Below are 2,190 nucleotides of genomic sequence, written 5' to 3'. Positions count from 1 at the left end.
ACAAGATATCACATAGTGATTCTTTTTAACGGTTAAGTTAGAAAGGGCGCACGGTGGATGCCTTGGCACTAGGAGCCGATGAAGGACGGGACGAACACCGATATGCTTCGGGGAGCTGTAAGCAAGCTTTGATCCGGAGATTTCCGAATGGGGAAACCCACCACTCGTAATGGAGTGGTATCCATATCTGAATTCATAGGATATGAGAAGGCAGACCCGGGGAACTGAAACATCTAAGTACCCGGAGGAAGAGAAAGCAAATGCGATTCCCTGAGTAGCGGCGAGCGAAACGGGATTAGCCCAAACCAAGAGGCTTGCCTCTTGGGGTTGTAGGACACTCTGCACGGAGTTACAAAAGAACGAGGTAGATGAAGAGGTCTGGAAAGGCCCGCCATAGGAGGTAACAGCCCTGTAGTCAAAACTTCGTTCTCTCCTGAGTGGATCCTGAGTACGGCGGAACACGTGAAATTCCGTCGGAATCCGGGAGGACCATCTCCCAAGGCTAAATACTCCCTAGTGACCGATAGTGAACCAGTACCGTGAGGGAAAGGTGAAAAGCACCCCGGAAGGGGAGTGAAAGAGATCCTGAAACCGTGTGCCTACAAGTAGTCAGAGCCCGTTAACGGGTGATGGCGTGCCTTTTGTAGAATGAACCGGCGAGTTACGATCCCGTGCAAGGTTAAGCAGAAGATGCGGAGCCGCAGCGAAAGCGAGTCTGAATAGGGCGCATGAGTACGTGGTCGTAGACCCGAAACCAGGTGATCTACCCATGTCCAGGGTGAAGTTCAGGTAACACTGAATGGAGGCCCGAACCCACGCACGTTGAAAAGTGCGGGGATGAGGTGTGGGTAGGGGTGAAATGCCAATCGAACCTGGAGATAGCTGGTTCTCTCCGAAATAGCTTTAGGGCTAGCCTCAAGGTAAGAGTCTTGGAGGTAGAGCACTGATTGGACTAGGGGCCCCTACCGGGTTACCGAATTCAGTCAAACTCCGAATGCCAATGACTTATCCTTGGGAGTCAGACTGCGAGTGATAAGATCCGTAGTCGAAAGGGAAACAGCCCAGACCGCCAGCTAAGGTCCCAAAGTATACGTTAAGTGGAAAAGGATGTGGAGTTGCTTAGACAACCAGGATGTTGGCTTAGAAGCAGCCACCATTTAAAGAGTGCGTAATAGCTCACTGGTCGAGTGACTCTGCGCCGAAAATGTACCGGGGCTAAACGTATCACCGAAGCTGCGGACTGTTCTTCGAACAGTGGTAGGAGAGCGTTCTAAGGGCTGTGAAGCCAGACCGGAAGGACTGGTGGAGCGCTTAGAAGTGAGAATGCCGGTATGAGTAGCGAAAGAGGGGTGAGAATCCCCTCCACCGAATGCCTAAGGTTTCCTGAGGAAGGCTCGTCCGCTCAGGGTTAGTCGGGACCTAAGCCGAGGCCGAAAGGCGTAGGCGATGGACAACAGGTTGATATTCCTGTACCACCTCCTCACCATTTGAGCAATGGGGGGACGCAGGAGGATAGGGTAAGCGCGGTATTGGATATCCGCGTCCAAGCAGTTAGGCTGGGAAATAGGCAAATCCGTTTCCCATAAGGCTGAGCTGTGATGGCGAGCGAAATGTAGTAGCGAAGTTCCTGATTCCACACTGCCAAGAAAAGCCTCTAGCGAGGTGAGAGGTGCCCGTACCGCAAACCGACACAGGTAGGCGAGGAGAGAATCCTAAGGTGATCGAGAGAACTCTCGTTAAGGAACTCGGCAAAATGACCCCGTAACTTCGGGAGAAGGGGTGCTCTGTTAGGGTGCAAGCCCGAGAGAGCCGCAGTGAATAGGCCCAGGCGACTGTTTAGCAAAAACACAGGTCTCTGCGAAGCCGTAAGGCGAAGTATAGGGGCTGACGCCTGCCCGGTGCTGGAAGGTTAAGAGGAGCGCTTAGCGTAAGCGAAGGTGCGAATTGAAGCCCCAGTAAACGGCGGCCGTAACTATAACGGTCCTAAGGTAGCGAAATTCCTTGTCGGGTAAGTTCCGACCCGCACGAAAGGCGCAACGATCTGGGCACTGTCTCAACGAGAGACTCGGTGAAATTATAGTACCTGTGAAGATGCAGGTTACCCGCGACAGGACGGAAAGACCCCGTGGAGCTTTACTGCAGCCTGATATTGAATGTTGGTACAGCTTGTACAGGATAGGTAGGAGCCTT

1 rRNA gene is annotated in these 2,190 nt (G+C 52.7%); it reads left to right on the top strand.

Going from position 1 to position 2,190, the window contains the following annotated elements:
- Positions 1 to 30 precede the first annotated feature (30 nt).
- Positions 31 to 2,190, top strand: a 23S ribosomal RNA gene (locus tag AC4CV5_RS20715); the annotation flags it as partial.

It is taken from the genome of Bacillus sp. NS1, assembly GCF_058248265.1.
Note: the sequence above shows the minus strand (reverse complement) of the source record. Positions and strands in the feature narration are given on the sequence as shown.